Annotated in this window: 1 rRNA gene; it reads right to left on the reverse strand. The window is 51.0% G+C overall.

Going from position 1 to position 206, the window contains the following annotated elements:
• A 23S ribosomal RNA gene (locus K0040_RS22665) occupies positions 1–206 on the reverse strand; the annotation flags it as partial.

Consider the following 206-nt stretch of genomic DNA (forward strand, 5'->3'; position numbering starts at 1 on the left):
ACCCGACAAGGAATTTCGCTACCTTAGGACCGTTATAGTTACGGCCGCCGTTTACTGGGGCTTAAGTTCACTGCTTCGATTACCCTAACAGATCCCCTTAACCTTCCAGCACCGGGCAGGCGTCAGCTCCTATACATCGTCTTGCGACTTAGCAGAAACCTATGTTTTTGGTAAACAGTCGCTTGGGCCTATTCTCTGCGGCCATG

The organism is Terrisporobacter petrolearius (assembly GCF_020748185.1).
GTDB lineage: Bacteria > Bacillota > Clostridia > Peptostreptococcales > Peptostreptococcaceae > Terrisporobacter > Terrisporobacter petrolearius.